Genomic DNA, 20,332 nt, shown 5'->3' with positions numbered 1-20,332 from the left:
ATAATTAAGGGACACAACCTATTACTCAACAAACTTCCCCCCAACAAAAAACTAAGCATAATCCTTTTTGTTAGCACGGCTTTTTTGGTTTTTGGTGAAAACACCGTTTTATACTGTGACATGCCATTCGTCCTATTTTTTATTGTTAGTGAGACAAAGTGAAATCAATTGGCAGTTCAACTGTAACACTGCCATTGGTTAAAATAACATCAGACGGAGCGGGTAAAGGCTGCGCTCTTTCCAATACAAGCCTTGCTTCTCTGTCAAGTGAGTTCGTCCCGGAACGTCTTACTAATTCACTATCAATTACTGTCCCAAATTGATTAACTGTAAATTTCACCATTGGACGCCCTGTCCGTTTTCTTCTCTGGGCATCCGCCGGATATCTTTTATAACGGTTTAAATGACCACTAACCTCAGCCTGCCAGACTGCTTTTGCATCAGCAACTGCATCCGAGTTGCTTTCATAAGAGGCGGCTGTTCGGGAAGTCACATTATCCGCTGTAGCGCTACTGGTTGTTGGCGCTGAACTACTCTGGGATTTTTCACTTTCCTGCTCTTTTTGTTTTTTCTTTGGCTTATGAACTAAAATCTGTGCTTCTTCATTCACCGCCAATTTGGGCATACTGATTTCATCAACTTTGCTTTCCTGCTGATGGCTGGCAACAGATAATAATTGTTCAATACCGATTGGCTGTTTTTCGACCTTACGTATTGCTTCTGTCTGTAGTGATACTTCCATCATAACCGCAGGTGGAGGCAAAAATTCCTCAAGATCAAGCTCCTGTGGTTTATAAATCAACCATCCAACCAATAAGGCATGAAGTGTGATAGCAGCGAGAAAAGATTTTGTCACGTGACCAACGTGAGTGGTTTGATACGTTGTATACGTCAACATTTTTTATGGCACATTATGTCAAAAATAAATGCAGATAATGATAATCAATTGAATATATAAATGAAAACTATTTTTATTTATTAAGTTCACCACATCCTTGTGATAGTTACAACTAATTAGTTACGTTGCTGGTCACTTTAGGGGTAAACCAGACAAAATCAGCATATTCGTTATTCAAAGAAACCCCTTGTTCAGCGATAACAAGCACAACAATCCGTTCATTGGGTGCTATTTTTTTCACATGCTGAGGTATTCCCATCGTTTTTACGGCGTGATACCCTCCTGCAAATAACAACGCTGGTGATGGTGCTTTAACCCATTGTTCTGCCATTCGTTGATCACGTAATTGCTGAATTTTGCTCATAGCAGAGAGAAGTAGTTCATCCATATTTCCACCATGGGAGTTTTTGATAGTTTCATCAATACGTTTTTTGACATCATCAGAGACGAGTGAAGTTCTATCTCCAGCCCTGTAATTTTTGTATGCCTGATCGACTTCACTACGATCCAAGTTTGCCGCTAACAATGGGTAAGGTGCTTTCATCAGCTCCACAACCAGTTTTCCATATAACTCCCAAGGCCAGCCTTGCTGCCACGCTAATAGATTTTTAATGCGTTCATCTCTGACTATTGGATTTCCCTGCAACCAGCTTTTCACTTTGTTCACTTTCTCTTGCTGGTCTGGGTTTATCATTTCCAGTAATACAGAGCCATGAGGGCGTTTTTGCTCAAGTTGTTGAACCAGCCATAACTCGATTTGATGGTGATAAGGGTTATCGTGTTTTTCACCTACAATGATTCTGGGATAGGTTGCCAATTGTTCGAGCAATTCATCAGAAGTGATAGATTTGCCTGCGTTCATATCAAGCAAAACACCCGATTGTGTTAACTCACGGGGAAGAGATTGTTTTACTTCTTGAGAGTTATATTGAGTGGTAGTCAGTGATGTTGCACAACCACCAAGCAGGAAAGCACATACCAAAAAAGTTGTTTTTATACAGATAGATGTTTTCATTGATCTTCATTATCACATAAAAAATTTCCCTGCATATTATAGATAATGAGAATTATTTACAAATAAAATACCCTGCCAGGCAAAGGCCCGGCAGAGCTGCTTACTTATTCATGCTGTTTATTACTTCAACCAGAATATTAATCCGAATGAGTTATAGAGGGTCGGTTTGTGCTTCAACCGCGGCCAATGCCACCATGTTAACAATGCGACGAACAGAGGCGATCGGGGTCAGTACGTGTACTGGCTTTGAGACCCCCATCAATACCGGGCCAACCGTTACACCATCTGAGCCGGTAACACGCAATAGGTTATAACTAATACGTGCCGCTTCCATATTCGGCATAATCAACAGGTTAGCTGAACCTTTTAATGGACTGTCAGGCATGATGTCACGACGAATACTTTCTACTAAGGCTGCATCCCCATGCATTTCACCGTCAATTTCCAGTGACGGAGCCATTTGCTGTACCAGTTCCAGCGTCTTACGCATTTTTTGTGCAGAAGCACAATCAGAAGAACCAAAACTGGAACGCGATAATAAAGCAACCTTTGGTTCAATACCGAAGCGACGTACAGTTTCAGCCGCCATCAGTGTGATTTCAGCCAATTCCTCTGGAGTTGGATCTTCATTAACATAAGTGTCAGCAATAAAGGTATTCCCCATTGGCAACAATAAGGCATTCATTGCACCGGCTGTGCACGCCCCTTGACGGAAACCAAAGACATCTTTTATCACTTGGTAGTGTTCACCATAGCTGCCAACCGTACCACAAATTAGGCCATCCGCTTCACCACGATGTACCATGATGGCCCCGATCAATGTCGGATTACCAATCACTGCGCGACGAGCCTGTTCCTGAGAAACACCACGACGTTTCATCAGTTGGTAATATTCCTGCCAGTATTCTTTGAAGCGTGGGTCATTTTCGTTGTTGACCACTTCAAAATCTTTACCGGCTTCAATGTGAAGCCCTTGCTTTTTGATACGCATCTCAATCACACTTGGGCGACCAATCAGAACAGGGAATGCCAATCCGAGAGATACGAGTTCCTGAGTTGCATGCAGCACCCGAATATCTTCCCCTTCCGCCAATACAATGCGTTTCTTCTCTTTTTTCGCCTGAGCGAAAATCGGCTTCATAAATAAGTTGGTTTTGTAGACAAACTCACTCAGTTTTTCAATATAAGCGCCAAAATCAGTAATAGGACGTGTTGCAACACCAGAGTCCATCGCTGCTTTCGCTACAGCAGGCGCAATTTTTACAATCAGTCGTGGATCAAATGGCTTCGGTATGATGTATTCAGGGCCAAAGAACAGATCCTGATCGCCATATGCAGAAGCAACTTCCTGACTCTGTTCAGCCAATGCCAGATCTGCAATTGCATGTACACAGGCCAGCTTCATCTCTTCATTAATGGTTGTTGCACCAACATCCAGTGCACCACGGAAGATGAATGGGAAGCAGAGTACGTTGTTAACTTGATTAGGATAATCAGAACGGCCTGTACAAATAATTGCGTCAGGACGCACAGCTTTTGCCAGTGGTGGCAAGATCTCAGGTTCTGGATTTGCCAAAGCCATAATGAGTGGATCTTTCGCCATAGTTTTGACCATCTCTGGTGTCAGAACACCCGGCCCGGAACATCCGAGGAAAATATCAGCATCGGGAATGACATCAGCAAGTGTGCGGCTACCGTTATCTTCAATAGCATAATCAGCTTTGGTTTTTTCCATGTTTTCTTCGCGACCACGATAGATAACACCTTTCGAGTCACAAACGACAATATTTTCACGTTTTAAGCCCAAAGCCACCAGCAGATTCATACAGGCAATGGATGCCGCACCCGCACCAGACACCACCATACGTACTTTACTGATATCTTTATTAACAACGCGCAGCCCGTTAAGTACTGCCGCAGTACAGATAATTGCCGTACCATGCTGGTCATCATGGAATACAGGAATTTTCATCCGCTCACGAAGTTTCTGTTCAATGTAGAAACATTCTGGCGCTTTGATGTCTTCAAGGTTGATACCACCAAAAGTCGGCTCCAACGCCGCAATGATATCGATTAATTTATCAGGATTGGACTCATCAATTTCAATGTCAAAAACATCAATGCCGGAGAATTTTTTAAATAGCACCCCCTTTCCTTCCATGACAGGTTTACCCGCCAGTGCCCCGATATTACCCAACCCCAATACAGCACTACCATTGGAGATAACAGCCACCAGATTACCACGTGCAGTATATTTATAAGCCGCCAATGGATTTTCTGCTATTTCAAGACAAGGAGCTGCGACACCTGGCGAATATGCTAACGCTAAATCACGCTGTGTAGTCAGCGGCTTAGTCGGAGTAACAGTGATTTTCCCCGGTTGCGGGAATTCATGAAAATCAAGGGCACTTTGTTTTAATTTTTCGTCCATCGTCTGATCCTTTGTGAGTCATGTCTAAGTAAAAATCTGCTCAGTATAATAGTTAAGGAAGGTTAGATCATGATACTAACAATATTTTTGTTAATAGCCACCGAATGCCCGATCATAAAATGATCTATTAATGGTTTCATATTAGCCAATATTATATAGAAATACCTCAATTATACTCATATAGAGGTATTCCCATTTTCCATTCATTAATAACTCACTAAATTAATTAAGAGAGACATCTAAGAAACAACTTAAAATGAGTTTACAAAAACAAAACTTAATCTATAAAATAATCGTAGTCATTTGATTTAGAAAATTATTAGCAATTAGGGAAACTCATTTTCTTACGCTTGTGAATTTTATTTCACCTAAATGAATAAACCTGTTTGCGATATTTCTTTTTTTATATCAGGATATATTTTCAGGATCTCTATTATAGATGATTCAATATACTCCATAAAAATCACACAGCTATTTAACATAAAGCAGAATTCTGTTTTTTTTATGTTTTATCAAAACATAAGATCTGCATTTCTATTATGGGAGAAGGAACATGCATAATCATACAGTCATGATAGTCGATAATCATCCTATCATTCGTCATGGTTTAAAAGGGTTGATTGAATCAGAGCGCGAACTCATTGTGACTGCTGAGACAGATAACGGCGAAGATGCCATTAATATCGCTTGTCAAATAAAACCAGATATTATTTTAATGGGTTTGGAAATCAACGGCTTTTCCGGGATTGATACGATTAAGTCGCTTCGCCGCAAAGGGCTTGATTCCTACGTTCTGGTACTTTCTGATTCAGCTAGCCGAAGCGATGTTTATGATGCTGTTGATGCAGGTGCGAATGGTTATTTATTAAAAGATATTGAACTATCCCCCCTGCTGGTTAACATAAAAAAAGCGGTAAGTGGGCAAGCAGTATACAGTGAAAAAGTTTACCAATATTTATCTACTCGTCATCTTTATGTTGATCCTTTATCAAAATTAACTAAACGTGAATTAGACGTTTTAAAAGAAATCTCAGAAGGAATGACGAATAAAGAAATTGCTGATTTTCTTTTTATCTCAGAAGAGACTGTGAAAGTTCATACTCGTAACCTATTGAAAAAACTTAAATCCCGTTCCCGTCTCGAAGCTACCATCATCTATCTGAAACATAGAAAAGCAGATTTAATATAACACTTGATAGTCAATCTCTATAATAGAGAGACACAATTTCCCTGTTGATAAAAATCAGGGAAATTGTGAATTAAATCAGATAAAAGTTAATTATAATTAATTCAATATAATTCATAGTCAATTATATTATAATAAATACAATTATTGTATTTATTCGAAACTAATATTTTGTAATTAATTTATTTATGAAATATATATATGGAAATTATGCCTAATGGTTCTTAAATTACCGTATGTTGTTGAATGAGTATAAGCAAACAAAACACTATTTGACAAACTTTGACAAACAACCAGGTAAAATACAGAGTTTAATTCAACCAGAGTATATGAAAGGTTCGTGTTATCTGGATAAAATGGCAAATTTGCCGCATCATACCCAATGAACTTCAAGATGCGACCAGCAAAGCGGCAACCTGGCAGATGACAAGTATATGCCGGATGTGTAAACAAAATTAAGGATCTCATAATGTCAGATACCACTCCTCAAAAAACATTCACTCTGTACGGTATCAAAAATTGCGATACGGTGAAGAAAGCACGTCGTTGGTTAGAAGATCAAGAGATCCCATATCAATTCCATGATTACCGTGTTGATGGCTTATCCCCGGAACTACTGCAAATATTCATTGAACAAGTAGGTTGGGAAGCTTTACTGAATACTCGTGGCACAACCTGGCGCAAATTGACTGATGAGCAGAAATCCATTATCAACAACGCTGAAACAGCTAAGTCACTGATGCTGGAACAGCCCGCTATCATTAAACGCCCACTGTTAGTTTCAAAATCAGTAACCTCAAAACCATCAGCAACAGAAAGCTACTTACTGGGTTTCAAGGCTGAACAATACCAACAGTTTTTTTCTCATGACTGTTCTCTTACGGCTAAATAAGGGCTTACTAATGACTTGTCCAGTGATTGAACTGACCCAGGAATTAATTAAGCGGCCTTCCGTCAGCCCCGATGATCAGGGCTGTCAGGAACTTTTGATCCAACGTCTGCAAAATGTGGGGTTTACAATAGAAAGGATGCCTTTCGGTGATACTCTGAATTTCTGGGCCTATCGTGGAAGCGGGGTAACCTTCGCCCTCGCAGGGCATACTGACGTTGTCCCCGCGGGTGATACCTCAGAATGGCAAAGCCCACCATTCGAGCCAATTATCCGTGACGGTATGTTGTATGGCCGTGGTGCAACAGATATGAAAGGCTCCCTGGCTGCGATGGTAGTTGCAGCAGAACGCTTTGTTACTGATAACCCTAATCATCAGGGCCGCCTTGCTTTTTTGATTACATCAGATGAAGAAGCTAATGCAGTAAATGGCACTGTCAAAGTTGTTGAAACATTAATGTCACGCCATGAACGACTGGATTATTGCCTGGTGGGCGAGCCTTCCAGCCAGAAACGTCTCGGTGATACGATCAAAAATGGACGCCGTGGTTCCCTGACCGCCAATGTAACCATTCACGGTGTTCAAGGGCATGTTGCATATCCTCAATTCGCTGATAATCCTATTCACCATTCCCTCCCCTTCCTACAGGAGTTAGTTAACACTCAATGGGACGACGGTAATGAATTCTTCCCTGCCACCAGTATGCAAATCGTGAATATTCTGGCAGGTACGGGAAGCAATAATGTCATACCGGGTAAATTGCAGGTTCAGTTTAATTTCCGTTTTAGTACCGAGCTGACAGACACCGAGATCCGCCAGCTGGTCGAAGACATGCTGAAAAAATATGAGCTAACACATGAAATCGAATGGTGGTTATCCGGTCAGCCTTTCCTGACCTGTAAAGGAGAACTTGTTGATGTTACGGTTGAAGCCATCAAACATTATTGCGGATATCAGCCAGAATTATCGACAAGCGGCGGCACATCTGATGGACGTTTTATTGCCCAAATGGGCGGGCAGGTTGTGGAATTGGGGCCTATTAATGCAACTATTCACAAAACAAATGAGTGTGTCAGCCTGTCTGATTTACAGGAATTAAGCCTGATCTATCAACGTATCATGGAGCAATTAATCAAATGATGACGCCTGAAATGCTGACGGGTGTATCAACAGATCACTTGGTGACACTATCTGGTAATCATCGCTTACAATTTGACGCCACCAAAGCATTCCTTGCTATGCAACGAGACGCTGCCAGAGCAGGTTTTAAGTTACAGCCCGCCAGTTCTTTTCGTGATTTCACACGCCAACAAACTATCTGGAATGAAAAATTTCGCGGTCAACGACCGGTATTAGATGTCAACAGCCAGCTTCTTGATATTACTCAAATGACTGAAGGAGAAATTTGCGAAGCTATTCTCCGTTGGTCTGCCTTACCGGGAGCCAGCCGTCATCATTGGGGAACTGAGCTGGATATTTATGATCCTTTTCTGTTACCACAAGGCAAACAGTTATTATTGGAACCGTGGGAATATGAAGATGGTGGTTATTTTGAACCACTATCACATTGGTTAACAGAAAATATGTCACGCTATGATTTCTATCGGCCATTTACCCATGCCACGGTGCGAGGTGTAGCTTATGAACCATGGCATATTAGTTACTGGCCGCTATCTCACGAAGCCGAATGTTTATTCAATGAGCAAATTTTATTAGATGTTTGGCAGGATCGTGACATTGCCGGCGTTAACTGGTTGACTGGAAACCTCTCCTATATTTTTGAAAAATATATCAAAATAACAGAAGAGGTTTAAGGTCAATCACAATATCAGAGGAGCCTGTTATGCACTGGCTAACGGATTATTGGTGGGTAATTCTGTTGTTACTCGCAGGTATTATTATCAATGCGATAAAAGAACTGAGCCGTATCAATACAAAGCGTTTTTTGGATAACAAACCTGAACTCCCTCCTCACCGGGATCTTAACGCTGCATGGGATGATGAGGACGACTGGCCTCAAACGGATGGCAAGAAGACAAATCACAAGAAATAACCCGACCTTCCCATTGCCTGGCAAGTATTTCATCAATACTTGCCAATGCACTTGCTGTCTCTTCTCGCCACCGTTTTAACAACGCCTTACGTCCATTCAAAGACAAATCACTCACACATTGCTCAATATCTATCTTCTGTTGGAGATGTTTTCTCAATGCAGGCAGAGCCAGATCATTTGCTAACAATAAGCGTTGCAAAGCAAAATAAGAAGCGGATAAAGGACGATGTGCAAATGCAAAACCAGCCAGTTCTTGCCAATCATTCTCATTAAGTTGGCTATCATCTTGATGCGCAATAGGCAAAACAAACCCAATTAATGGCTCCAACCAATTCGCATCACGGGATAATTGTTGCTGTGCAGACTGAGCAAGCCACATCCCTTGTTCACTCAACGGCAAAATTGCCATCGCGGTATAGCAACCACTGCTCGCTTCAAGGTGTGTTCCCATCCGCACTAACCGAAAACCGCACTTTTGCCAAAGTGCCCAAAGTTCAGCAGTGTAACCAAAACTGACCGACAAGAAGTCCAGATTTTGCTCGTGTGCGGCCTGACATTGTTGAGTAATCAACCCCTGCGCGATGCCAAGACGACGATATTGTGCTTGTACAGCAATGCGACTGACTCTTTGTGACCGCATTGTAGCAGCCAGAGGAAAACCACTGTGCGCAGCCAGCGATTGAGCCACCAGATTTCCCCTTGGACGACGGCGGCCAGCCCATATCTCATGCGCCAGTGCCGGTGACAACCCTCCTTCATTCACCATCCACAGTGCACCAATCAGTTGTGGGTTATCATACACAACACAAGAAGACATAGCAGCCAGAAATGTCATTCCATTGCCATCCAACAAACGACGCAAATCAAGGGGGGAAGTTCGATAATGGGCACTTGTTAATAACCCATAGAACTGGCGCAATAACCAAGGTTGCTGTAGCCACGTTGCTTGTTCAATGAAATTGAAGGATAAGTTTTTTTCAATATCAAAATGAGGCACTTGTTGAGACAATAATCGGCTATCATCAATACCGTTATCAAATAACAATGCACTATCCAGCCATGTTTCTAATGGATCATTTTCGGCCCAACGCATTGGTGTTTTCAGCTCTCTGATATGACAATCGGGTAAAGCAGAACAGAATTTCAATAAAAATCCTCGTCCGGTTCCTTCATAACCCTGTACAGTCGTGGTTAATAACACACGTGGAAAATGCCGAATAAGTTCCGTTAACTGTGGAATTGGAATTGCAGCCGCCTCATCAATTAAAAGCCAGTCCGCTGCTATCTTCTGCTCTGTGATATTGTTGTCTGTGCTCTGACATTCTTTTAGTCGAAGAAATTTCAGTAAGTTATCGACCGACCTGAATTGTGTCCCCCGTTCACTCGAACCAGTATCAGAATGTTCAAAATCTCCGGAATAACAACGAATAACTTCTGTTGTTACTTTTGCTGGTGCACATAACCAGCATTTTCCTTGCCACTGACGTACCAACATTCCGGCAAGCGCAGACTTTCCTCGCCCACGCGGTGCAGTGATCACCCAAACACCTTGTGAAACTTGTAACAACTGTTCAAGGATCAACTGCTGACTGATTGTCGGGTTACCATCCGGCATATTCCACGGCTGAGTTTGAGGCAATAACTCCGGCTGAAAAGACGTTTCTTGCCGCCATAATAAACAATGCGGAGAAGTAAGGAGCTGCCATTGAATATGCTGAATAAAGCGCGGCGTGGGGATCACACCAACAGACTCATTCCAGCGAGAGCTATCTTCATCTGGCAAATTAGCCCATTGTTTCCAGACAGGGACGCGCATCACCAGCCAGCTTCCTGCTTTCAGCGTCCCCGCCAGTATCGCTAACGCTTCAGCATTAAAGCCACGAGTTGCATCAAAAACCCCATGTAAAAATTCTCTTCCCAGTAAACCAACCGATTTTGTGGGCTCAACAACATTTGTGGATTCAACAACACCATGAGTTTTAATCGTATCGGAAGTTATTGTGATCCAATCTCCCTGAAACACCCCTTTCAAATAAGTGACGATTTGTTCACTCCACTGACTCTCACCGCTTAATACCAGCAAACGGCGCTGTCCTTGTCGTTGCATTTGTTCCTGCAACGTTCTCCATTTCAAATCCAGTTCTGTCATGATTTGCCAATTACAATGGACAATATGCCTGCCGCAATCAATGGGCCGACCGGAACACCTTTAAACAATGCTACACCTAACACCGTACCGACCAATAATCCCGCGACGGTAGCCGGTTGATTTGACATCAGAGATACCCCCCGACTACCTAGCCACGACACAAGAACACCGACGACAATAGCGAGCAACGATTTCCAATTCAGGAATGAACTGAAAATTTCTTGTGCAGAAATTTTCCCACTGGCGATAGGAGCCATGACTCCTACTGTGAGAATCAAAATACCCAGTGTTAAACCATACTTTTCGACCCAAGGGAAAAATTGATTCAATGGGGTAATACGGACGACCAGCAAAAACAACATAGCCAATGTTACCGTCATATTGTGGCTAATAATGCCAAGTCCAGCCAGTACTAATAAGATAAGTAAAGTGGGATCAATTTGACTCATAAATTCCCTGTTTTCTATAAACCTGTTTTCTACAAAAATAGGAGATCATGCTTCTAGTCATCAATGTATTATCTGACGCAGAGCAGAATAATGGCTTAATTGTTTGGCAGGTAAGCAAACCTATTGATGTTCTGTGGAAATATACCAACGAATAACTATATTTTCATAATAAAATAGTTGCTAAGATATCCTTAATCTTTCAAGTTGCCTCTATGATAGATATTAATGCTTTTATTAAGGTGAATGCGGAAAGGTTGTGGGGAATACCTCGCAAACAGGATGCGTTCGTACAGGAAATATGAAAAAATCAGCGCTTTTAATCACTATAAGTATGCTATTAACCGGTTGTACCACTCAATGGGTACCTGCAAGGAGTAACCCCACACCTTTTCACGAAGCAGATGCAGAGTGTAATATAAGCGCTATGCAACAATTTCCAGTGAAAAACGAAGTGGCTCAAACTTCCCACCTTCAAACAGTTAAAAATTCCTGCGGTAAAGATTGTTTTTATGAACAAAGTGTTCCTATGACCCAAAGTTATATCATTGATGTCAACACGCGCCCCAGGAATCAGGTTTACCACTTTTGTATGCAGCAGAAAGGCTGGCAACAAAAAACAAAATACCTGTTGTAATCCGTGGCAACTAATACATCATTACTTTCATATATCTCATCTTTCAAGTTGCAGCTTTGTTAGCTGCAACTTGAAATTTACTGGATATAGATATTGCCAATTAGCTACATCCATTTAAGTAATCGTTTGCGTCATCAATCTAAAATAACGCCAATACGGTGAGCTACCTCTTCATACGCTTCAACTAAGCCACCAAGACTTTGGCGAAAACGATCTTTATCCATTTTATCCATCGTTTGCTTATCCCATAAACGACTACCATCTGGTGAAAACTCATCACCTAATACGATTTTCCCTTTGAACAAACCAAATTCCAGCTTAAAGTCCACCAAAATTAAGCCCGCATCATCAAATAACTGGCTTAAAACTTCATTGGCTTTGTAACTCAGACGCTTCATCTCAGCTAAATGTTCCTTACTAACCCAGCCGAATGTTTCGCAATACGATTCATTAACCATCGGATCATGTCTGGCATCATCTTTCAGGAACAAATCAAACAAAGGTGGGTTCAGAACCATCCCCTCTTCTACGCCGAGGCGTTTCACAAGTGAACCAGCCGCACGGTTACGAATAACACATTCAACAGGCACCATATCCAGTTTTTTGACCAGAGATTCATTCTCTGATAACAACTGCTCCATCTGGGTCGGGATACCTGCCTCTTCCAATTTACGCATAATGAAATAGTTGAATTTATTATTCACCATTCCCTTACGATCAAACTGCTCAATGCGTTCGCCATCCAATGCTGATGTATCATTACGGAATTCCAGCACAAGCAAATCAGGATTATCAGTAGCGTACACTGTTTTTGCCTTTCCACGATACAACTCAGCTTTTTTCTGCATATTACACTCCAGAGATGCGACATCTTTAAACGGAAAATTAAACAAAACATCTAACCTAAAACATTTCACTCAAATATATAAAGGGGCTTAAGCCCCTTTATATGTTATTTGTCTGTGGTCTTGCTAAATGCTGCTTGCAGCACTGCGACCATTTGGTCATTTTCGGATTGAGTCAGTGGCTTACCTTTTTCGCTAATAAATTGCAAACTGCTTCGGTTATCCAGATCACCTACCTGTAATTTGTAATTTCCTGCACTGATAGTCGGTGCCTCAACACCTAGTGCTTCCCAACCTGAAGAAGATAGTTCCTTATATGTTAGCGTTATCGCGCCAGTCGAACGGGAGCGATCGGTAACTTGCATACCAATACTTTCCAATGCATATGGCAGCCTGTTCCAGACTGTATTGTATGTTGCACGGACAATAATTTGTGGCAACCCTGTATTATCGCTACCGCTCTGTACCACCAAAGCACCCGTATCTGGCGTGCCGTTCTGAGCCAACAATTCTTGTTGTTCACTCAAACCACTAACCAGTTCGTTAAGCATTAATACGTTGTAATGCTGGATTTCCAGTGGATTGTCAACAACCTTACCGCTATGTTCCAAACCTGCGCTTGAAACAGTCAAGGCTATCTGATAACCCTGCTGAGCAACCGAAATATGGTAACGTCCTTTATAAGGAACATTTTCATCTGACCGTGGCCACAAAATCCAGTCAGTTGTCAACGTCTTAGTGGCATCATTTCGTTGACTGACCGGATAACCTTTCTTAGCCAAGAAACTATTCACTTGTGACCACAATTTGCTGTATTCAGGAGTATTTTCAAGCAACAGCTTACTGCTTTGGGCACTATTTTCAACACGCGATCCTGTCAGTAACGCCAATGTCTGCAAGGGTGGACGTATATCAACAGCCTTTCCAATTGCTCCTTGTGAAGCCACTGGCGGAATATCATATTCACCATTTTGTAGTGGTAAGTTCATCCCTGCGGGAATATTCAATATCTTCAGAGGAGGAGTATCAAGATAAGACTCATCCCCACTTACCTGACGTTTATAGCGCTGATCGCTGGAGCAGGCTGCCAGCAAAACGACCAATGACAGGCCCGCAACCTTCATGACCTTCGATTTTTGCAATAATGTTGCCATTAAAATTCCCTAAATTTTACAATAATTCAGCCACTTTCAAGGCATTCTCAACTGAAATTTGCCCTTCTTGCGTCAATGAAATCATTGGCAGACGCAATGTGTCATCGGCAATTAACCCCAGTTTATGACAGGCCCATTTAGCTGGCGCCGGGCTAGGTTCAACAAATAATTTATGATGCAATTCCATCAATCGGCTGTTTAGGCTACGCGCTTGCGCAAATTCGCCGCGACGAGCCAACTGGCAAATTTGTGCCATTTCTGCGGCAGCCACATTCGTTGTTACAGAAATAACCCCTTTTCCACCAAGATGCATGAAATCGAGAAAACTTGCATCATCACCACTTAGCAGAATGAAATTTTCATCATTAACCAATTCTCGGATCTGACTGACACGACTTAAGTTCCCTGTTGCTTCCTTGATTGCGATAATATTTTTCAATTTCGCCAAGCGTGCAACAGTCGATGGCAGCAAATCACATCCAGTACGAGATGGTACATTATACAGAATTTGTGGTAAGTCGGTATTCTCAGCTATCGCTTTATAGTGCTGATATAAACCTTCCTGTGATGGTTTATTATAATAAGGTGTCACAGACAGACAACCAACAACTCCGGTATTTTCAAAACATCGGGTCAGCGAAATTGCTTCCGCAGTCGCATTTGCGCCTGTTCCGGCAATAATTGGAATACGACCATCAGCTAATTCAAGTGTTGTCAGTACAACATCTACATGCTCATCATGAGTCAGTGTGGCACATTCTCCGGTTGTCCCAACAGAAACAATTGATGATGTACCACTGGCAACATGATAATCAATCAATTTTTTCAAACTGGCTTTGTCAACCTGACCAGTTGAATCCATCGGTGTGATTATTGCAACCATACTGCCCGTAAAATCGAAGTGACCACTCTCCATTACCATTTCCTCTTAACTGAACCTTACACTGCAAACAAGAAAATCATGGTACTTTCTTGTCATAAGGAAGGAAACTCTTTAACCATACGATTTCAATGAATTTTGTTAATACCAAGTGTAGACGATTAAACAGAGATTATAATCATGCTCTTTCTCCCATAAATGCCATTGACCTTAACCTGATCATTTTTTATGTTTAATAACGACATGTATAGCAGACATCGACCATAGATAAGGAAAATCGCTTTGCCAAAATCAAAACAACATTTTTTAGTGATCACTGCTCTCGGTGCAGATCGCCCTGGTATCGTCAATACCATTACCCGCCTTGTGAATACCTGCGGCTGTAATATTGAGGACAGCCGTCTGGCAATGTTTGGCGAAGAATTTACCTTTATCATGTTGCTATCTGGTAGCTGGAACTCGATTACCTTGATTGAATCCACTCTGCCCCAAAGCGCGGCTGAACTTGAATTACTCGTTGTGATGAAACGTACTCGCAGCGGCGCTCAGACAAAATTTCCTTCTATGGTTTCAGTCCGGGTAGATGTAGATGATTCCCCTGGTATTGTTGAACGTTTCACTAATCTGTTCACAACCCAGAATTTCAATATTGCTGAACTGGTATCAAAAACCCATCCGGTTGATGAAAATATGCCCGCTCGTTTGCAGATCCAAATCACAGGTCATAATCCACTGGATGATAATGGGATTGTATTTAAAGAAACCTTTTATCGCCTGTGCACCGAATTGAACGCGCAAGGCAGTATTAATGTGCAGGAAGCATTGGATGGTAAGGCTTGAGTACACTCGCCACGATAAGAATTGGCCTCAGAGCAGATTTTTCACATGAACACCGCCGGTTAAAATCCCACCTTATTTTTATTCGATAAAATAAGGTGGGATCATCGGATACTTACCTTGCTAACGCCGTATTGAGCACCTGAGATAAAACAATTCTATTTTCTTTCTCCTCAAATAAACTGGAATGATTACCGGGTATCGCAATCAACCGCATTAAAGAAGCTGGCATCACTTCGCTCCATCCTAATGAACAGTCCATAATTAAAGACGTCTGTTCGGCATCTGTGGAAACTGACATAGATGAAGGTATAAAAGGTATAGAAGGAGAAGTATCCATCGCATAGAACTGATGTAACGTCACTGTCAATGTTTCTGGCACATAATCTTTCACTATTTGCGCATAATTTTCTCTCTGTTCCATCTGTTTTGCGGCCAAATCTGAACGCAAATTTGCGGGGTATAATCCTAATTTCTGAGCAAACTCAATTAATTGTACCCAATTTAATTCATCAACTTGTGGATACAATGCTGCTATCGCTTCAGAGTGTTTGTTGCCTGATTGCCTTGCCAACTCTACCAGGAATTGATGTTTCTGAGTTCCCTGTTCCCTGAAACAGTGAGGAGCATACGTATCAATCAGCCCGAGGAAATTGACCTTATCACCATTATTCAACAGTTGCTGAGCAATAGCATAAGCCAGTATCCCACCAGAAGAGTAACCACATATCCGGTATGGGCCTTCAGGCTGAACGGCTTTCATAAAGGTGATAACTCTGTCGGCCAGCATTTCCATTGTCGATATCAGTTCCTCATTCATAGAGGGCCAGGGTAAGGCATAAATCGGATAACCTGACTGGATATGTTCAGTTACCCCGAAAGCATAGGAATAATCACCTATTCCAGTGGGGACAAAGAATAAAGGTGGCAGTGTTCCGCCAGAACGTACAGTAACGGCCCTGTTTTGTGGCTGAGACCATCCGTCTGATATGATTTTTGCAGCCAGTTCTGCCAGCACTGGGAATTGGAACAGCGCATTCAAGGTACAATACAGACCACGTTTTGTTGCAAGGTTTATCATTCTCATAGCAAGTAACGAATGACCACCCAATACGAAGAAATTATCATACCGTCCCACCTGCTCAACGTTCAGCAACTCTTGCCAAATTGTTGCAAGGGTAATTTCCGTCTCCCCTTGTGGTGCTTCATACACCTGATGAGCAAATGCCGCTTCGCCCGGTGCCGGCAGTGCGCGGCGATCCAGTTTGCCATTTGGTGTTAACGGCAGTGTTTCCAAACGGACAAAGGCGGCCGGCACCATATAATCAGGTAACAGAGCACTCACATAATTACGCAGATGATTAACCAACTCGTCATCGGGTTCTGCCACGACATAGGCAACCAGACGCTGCTCCTGTCCTTCTCCCAATGCCAGTACCACGGCGTCATTCACTGCCGGATGCTTTGTCAGTATGGTTTCAATTTCTCCTGGCTCTACCCGGAAGCCCCGGATTTTGATCTGATAGTCATTGCGTCCCAGGAATTCCAGATTGCCATCCGGCAAATAACGCGCCAAATCGCCGGTTCGGTACATCCGTGCATCAGGTTTATGACTAAATGGATCTGGCAGAAAACGTTCAGCCGTCAGTTCTGGTTGGTTCAGATACCCCCGTGCTACCCCCACTCCACCAATATACATTTCTCCAATGCAACCTAATGGCACCGGATAACCAAAATTATCCAGTAAATAAAGATGGGTGTTGGCAAGCGGGCGTCCAATTATCGGATAAGGATGAGCAAGTTCTATACGGGCCAATGTTGCATCTACCGTGCATTCGGTCGGACCGTAGACGTTATAGGCGGTTAACTGAGGAATACCGATGATAGTCTGCCAAGTTTGTGTTGATATTGCTTCACCACCGACTAGTAGCACCAAAGCTTTTTTATGTTGACGTAAATCTGCCGCCAACAGCATCTCTAACTGCATTGGCGTACAGTCCAACACATCAAGGTTAGCCATGGTTAAAAATTGCAATAAGGCTGTATTATCTGCTCTTACCGCCTGTGGAATAACCACCAACGTATAACCATTCAGCAAGCCCAATAAACTTTTCAATGTTGTGTCAAATGAAATACTGGCGTTCAAACTAACTCGATAAGGTATAGGAGAATTTGCAATAACATGATTTGCAAAGATACGTTGTGTCAGCGATCCATATAAATTTAATAAAGAATTGTGTTCTACCATCACACCTTTTGGCCTACCGGTTGAACCAGAGGTATAAATCACATACGCTAGATGTCGTGTCGTCAACACAGATAACTGCGGGTTGCTGTCCGGCTGGTCTGTTAGTGAATTCGGGTCAAGCACAATCAGATCCCTCAGTGCTTTTTTACCCAGAGCAACACATCCGTTATTGTCCGCCAATACGATAGTCGGTGCGGCATCGGTCAGAATGTATGTCAAGCGTTCGCTTGGATAAGTAGGGTCCAGCGGTACATAAGCTCCTCCCGCTTTTAGTATTGCCAATATGCCTACCACCATAGCCAATGATCGTGTGACACAAATAACTACGCGCTGATCGGGTACAACGCCTAACGCAATCAGTTGATGAGCCAGTCGGTTAGCGCGGGCATTTAATTCCGCATAACTGAGCGTCTGGTTTTCATAGACCAACGCGGTGGCCTGTGGAGTTTTCTCCACCTGCTGTTCAAATAACTGGTGAATACATAACGAATTAGGATATGCCGTCTCCGTCGCATTCCAGGTTTTCAGTAACAGTGTACGTTCTGTTTCAGGCAGGATTTCCAATGCCCGTATTGGTGTCTCAGGGGCCTGTTCAAGGGCCTCCACCAAACTTTCCAGTGCTTGTTGCATATAACTGCATATCCGTTTCGGATCAAGCGGCTGTACTACCTGAGCCGTTAGGCCCAAAGCATCACCCAGATCCTCTACTGACAACGTTAATGGATAGTTAGTACGCTCCTGTGCGTCAATAAATTCAACATCGGCCATCATTTCATCGACAGTGGTCGACGACACATTATGTCGATAGTTGAGCAATGCACTAAAGAGTGGAATGTCACCCTGTACACCACTGCAACGCTGAGCCATTGCCAATGACGCATGTTCATGCTCTAACAAGCCAGCGAGTCGGCTATGCGCTATCTGCACGCTCTCCCATACGGAGGTTTCATCTATATCTAACCGTAATGGCAAGGTATTGATAAACATCCCCATACCACTATCAGCCCCTTTGCCTCCTGCCATACGCCCAAATAGCACCGTACCAAACACCACCTTTTCCTGCCCACTGGTATGTGATAACACCTGTGCCCAAGCCACGTGACATAAAGCCGCTAAACTGATATTCAAGCGTCTGGCCTGATTACGAAGGCTGTCATTCAGAGTAAACGTCAGCATCTGGTGATATTCTGTCATTTGCAAATCACTGCCATACACATCCGTTAGTCCAAACGGTAACGTTGGCTCTTCCACCTCAACCAGCATATCGGTAAAGAAATGAATATGTTCTTCTTGACTTACCCCCATCCGTGCCTGAGCAATTAAATTCCGGAAGGGAACCGGTTCAGGCAGGTGGTTCTCTTCACCAGACAGATATGCCCGAACTTCCCGATTCATCACATCCAGTGTGGTATGATCACCAATCAAGTGATGTTGATGCCTCAATAAAAGCCAACGGCCATCCGTTTTTTCCTGTGCAACCACAAAGCGCAACAACGGTGCCTGCCTCAGATCAAGGCGATAGTGACGTGGATCAAAGCGTTGAGCCAGTTGCTCACTCACCGGGCCATCAGCCGGATCTAATGTCAGTTCCGTGACTGATAAAGAAGCCTGACGCCAGACTACCTGAACCGGAACTGATAAGCCTTGCCAGATAAAAGCGGTACGCAGGATATCGTGCCTATCAACTACCCGTTGAACTGCTGTCAAATAACGGTCCAATAAAGCTCTGTCAGCGAAAGCTTGTTGAGTTATCAACAGGTAGGTATCCCCTTTATTTTCCAATAAATGGTGGAACAAGATACCATCCTGTAGCGGAGACAAAGCATAGATATCCTGAATATTAGCAAGCCCACCCGGTACTTGCTCAATAATGGAGTCGATGTCAGATTGAGTCAGATCAACCAGGGGTAACATCTCTGGTGTGAGCGTCGTGGTTGCCGAGGTAATGATATTAGGTGGCACTTCCACAACCTGATGCTGACCTAATGACTGAGCCAGTTCAAACAGCACCGGAGACTGAAACAGATCACGCACCGTCAATGCTAAGTCCTGTTGACACAAGCGTTCTACCATCCGTACAGCCAGCAATGAATGACCGCCCAACGCAAAGAAATTATCATATCGACTTATCTGTTCAACACCCAATAACTCCCGCCAAATAGCCGCCAAAGCCGTTTCTCGTTTTCCACTTGGTGCTTCGTAAATCTGGTGAATAAAGGCTTCATTGTTCAGTGCAGGTAATGCCTGACGATCCAATTTTCCGTTTGGCGTCAATGGAAATGCATTCAGTCGTACAAACGCGGTTGGCACCATATAATCTGGCAAAAGAGTACTCAAATAGGTATACAGACTATTAGGCAACGCATCATCAGCGTGCGCTACCACATAAGCCACCAGACGTTTATCCTGTCCATCATCTAAGGTTAATACCAACGCTTCACGTACCAGAGGGTGCTCTTCCAATCGGGTTTCAATTTCACCCGGTTCAATGCGGAAACCGCGGATTTTCACCTGCTGGTCATTGCGGCCGACAAATACCAGATTGCCATCCGGCAGGTAACGGGCCAAATCGCCAGTGCGGTACATACGTGCCCCCGGTTGATGGCTAAATGGGTCCATCAGAAAACGTTCTGCCGTCATATCAGGACGGTTCAGATAACCCC

At 43.0% G+C, this 20,332-nt stretch carries 16 protein-coding genes; 7 read left to right on the top strand and 9 right to left on the bottom strand.

What is annotated here, in order from left to right; genetic code table 11:
- Nucleotides 1–145: 145 nt before the first annotated feature.
- From ABLA85_RS14120 to maeB, 3 genes are all read right to left on the bottom strand, one after another.
- Nucleotides 146–898: an energy transducer TonB gene (locus tag ABLA85_RS14120; RefSeq protein WP_367965048.1), complete on the bottom strand. Its 753-nt coding sequence runs from the start codon at nt 896–898 to the stop codon at nt 146–148.
- Between the two features lie 112 nt (nt 899–1,010).
- Nucleotides 1,011–1,913 (bottom strand): ChaN family lipoprotein, encoded by a 903-nt coding sequence (locus tag ABLA85_RS14115; RefSeq protein WP_367965047.1) that lies wholly within the window; start codon nt 1,911–1,913, stop codon nt 1,011–1,013.
- A 151-nt stretch (nt 1,914–2,064) separates the two neighbouring features.
- Nucleotides 2,065–4,344 carry an NADP-dependent oxaloacetate-decarboxylating malate dehydrogenase gene (gene maeB / locus ABLA85_RS14110; RefSeq protein WP_367965046.1) on the bottom strand — a complete coding sequence of 760 codons (2,280 nt, stop codon included), beginning with the start codon at nt 4,342–4,344 and terminating at the stop codon, nt 2,065–2,067.
- A 553-nt stretch (nt 4,345–4,897) separates the two neighbouring features.
- Here maeB and ABLA85_RS14105 point away from each other — a divergent pair.
- The 5 genes from ABLA85_RS14105 to ABLA85_RS14085 all read left to right on the top strand — a co-directional run bounded on the left by ABLA85_RS14105 (nt 4,898) and on the right by ABLA85_RS14085 (nt 8,473).
- Nucleotides 4,898–5,533 (top strand): response regulator, encoded by a 636-nt coding sequence (locus tag ABLA85_RS14105; protein ID WP_367965045.1) that lies wholly within the window; start codon nt 4,898–4,900, stop codon nt 5,531–5,533.
- Between the two features lie 466 nt (nt 5,534–5,999).
- Complete coding sequence (locus tag ABLA85_RS14100) at nt 6,000–6,422, top strand: ArsC family reductase (RefSeq protein ID WP_367965044.1); 423 nt, start codon at nt 6,000–6,002, stop codon at nt 6,420–6,422.
- Nucleotides 6,423–6,432: 10 nt separating this feature from the next.
- A complete protein-coding gene (gene dapE, locus ABLA85_RS14095) occupies nt 6,433–7,560 on the top strand; it encodes a succinyl-diaminopimelate desuccinylase (RefSeq protein ID WP_367965043.1) in 1,128 nt (375 codons plus the stop codon).
- Complete coding sequence (locus ABLA85_RS14090; RefSeq protein WP_367965042.1) at nt 7,557–8,234, top strand: M15 family metallopeptidase; 678 nt, start codon at nt 7,557–7,559, stop codon at nt 8,232–8,234. Before dapE ends, ABLA85_RS14090 begins: the two co-directional genes overlap by 4 nt.
- A gap of 29 nt (nt 8,235–8,263) precedes the next feature.
- Nucleotides 8,264–8,473, top strand: a complete 210-nt coding sequence (locus ABLA85_RS14085; RefSeq protein ID WP_367965041.1) for a YpfN family protein — start codon at nt 8,264–8,266, stop codon at nt 8,471–8,473.
- Here the strand turns inward: ABLA85_RS14085 and ABLA85_RS14080 are convergent.
- Together ABLA85_RS14080 and ABLA85_RS14075 are read right to left on the bottom strand one after the other, a co-directional pair.
- Complete coding sequence (locus ABLA85_RS14080; RefSeq protein ID WP_367965040.1) at nt 8,403–10,622, bottom strand: tRNA(Met) cytidine acetyltransferase TmcA; 2,220 nt, start codon at nt 10,620–10,622, stop codon at nt 8,403–8,405. The genes ABLA85_RS14085 and ABLA85_RS14080 overlap by 71 nt on opposite strands.
- Nucleotides 10,619–11,071 (bottom strand): DUF441 domain-containing protein, encoded by a 453-nt coding sequence (locus ABLA85_RS14075; protein WP_367965039.1) that lies wholly within the window; start codon nt 11,069–11,071, stop codon nt 10,619–10,621. Before ABLA85_RS14075 ends, ABLA85_RS14080 begins: the two co-directional genes overlap by 4 nt.
- 298 nt (nt 11,072–11,369) lie before the next feature.
- Here ABLA85_RS14075 and ABLA85_RS14070 point away from each other — a divergent pair, with 298 nt between their 5' ends.
- Nucleotides 11,370–11,705: a hypothetical protein gene (locus tag ABLA85_RS14070; protein WP_367965038.1), complete on the top strand. Its 336-nt coding sequence runs from the start codon at nt 11,370–11,372 to the stop codon at nt 11,703–11,705.
- A gap of 134 nt (nt 11,706–11,839) precedes the next feature.
- Here ABLA85_RS14070 and purC read toward each other — a convergent pair whose 3' ends face one another.
- The 3 genes from purC to dapA all read right to left on the bottom strand — a co-directional run bounded on the left by purC (nt 11,840) and on the right by dapA (nt 14,620).
- The gene (purC, locus tag ABLA85_RS14065) at nt 11,840–12,553 is read right to left on the bottom strand and encodes a phosphoribosylaminoimidazolesuccinocarboxamide synthase (RefSeq protein WP_367965037.1); all 714 of its coding nucleotides are present in this window, start codon (nt 12,551–12,553) and stop codon (nt 11,840–11,842) included.
- A 104-nt stretch (nt 12,554–12,657) separates the two neighbouring features.
- Nucleotides 12,658–13,704 (bottom strand): outer membrane protein assembly factor BamC, encoded by a 1,047-nt coding sequence (gene bamC / locus ABLA85_RS14060; RefSeq protein WP_367965036.1) that lies wholly within the window; start codon nt 13,702–13,704, stop codon nt 12,658–12,660.
- Nucleotides 13,705–13,720: 16 nt separating this feature from the next.
- Nucleotides 13,721–14,620, bottom strand: coding sequence for a 4-hydroxy-tetrahydrodipicolinate synthase (gene dapA / locus ABLA85_RS14055; RefSeq protein ID WP_367965035.1), 900 nt, complete (start codon nt 14,618–14,620; stop codon nt 13,721–13,723).
- 246 nt (nt 14,621–14,866) lie between these two features.
- Between dapA and ABLA85_RS14050 the strand changes: the two genes are divergently transcribed.
- On the top strand, nt 14,867–15,424 hold the full coding sequence (locus ABLA85_RS14050) for a glycine cleavage system transcriptional repressor (RefSeq protein WP_367965034.1): 558 nt from the start codon (nt 14,867–14,869) through the stop codon (nt 15,422–15,424).
- Between the two features lie 112 nt (nt 15,425–15,536).
- On the opposite strand, the gene ABLA85_RS14045 is transcribed toward ABLA85_RS14050, so the two are convergent.
- Nucleotides 15,537–20,332: amino acid adenylation domain-containing protein (locus ABLA85_RS14045; RefSeq protein WP_367965033.1), on the bottom strand; the 4,796-nt coding region annotated here is incomplete at its 5' end.

This window comes from Xenorhabdus sp. SGI246 (assembly GCF_040838225.1).
Taxonomy (GTDB): Bacteria; Pseudomonadota; Gammaproteobacteria; order Enterobacterales; family Enterobacteriaceae; genus Xenorhabdus; species Xenorhabdus indica.
Note: the sequence above shows the minus strand (reverse complement) of the source record. Positions and strands in the feature narration are given on the sequence as shown.